General features: G+C 66.0%; 1 pseudogene. It reads right to left on the bottom strand.

Features of this window, described 5'->3' with window-relative positions:
* A pseudogene (locus tag ACLJNW_RS27750) lies at positions 1–244 on the bottom strand (acyltransferase); the annotation flags it as partial.

Genomic DNA, 244 nt, shown 5'->3' with positions numbered 1-244 from the left:
GAACAACCCGTAGGCCAGGATGCCGCCAAGGAATTCCGGCAGGCGCAGCAACGGATTGCGGTGCAGCAGGCCGGTCCAGGGGATCCCGTAGCTCTCGCTGGCCACTACCAGCGCCGGCGGGATCAGGTAGACCAGCCAGACCAGCGCCAGCACCTTCCACTTGTGCCGGCTGCGCATCAGCCGCGGGGCGACGAAGGGAAACGCCAGGTAGAAGAACATCAGCGTCGACAGCGACCACAACGGC

Origin of the sequence: Salmonella sp. SAL4457, assembly GCF_046548235.1 — a bacterium.
GTDB classification, from domain to species: domain Bacteria; phylum Pseudomonadota; class Gammaproteobacteria; order Enterobacterales; family Enterobacteriaceae; genus Salmonella; species Salmonella enterica.
Note: the sequence above shows the minus strand (reverse complement) of the source record. Positions and strands in the feature narration are given on the sequence as shown.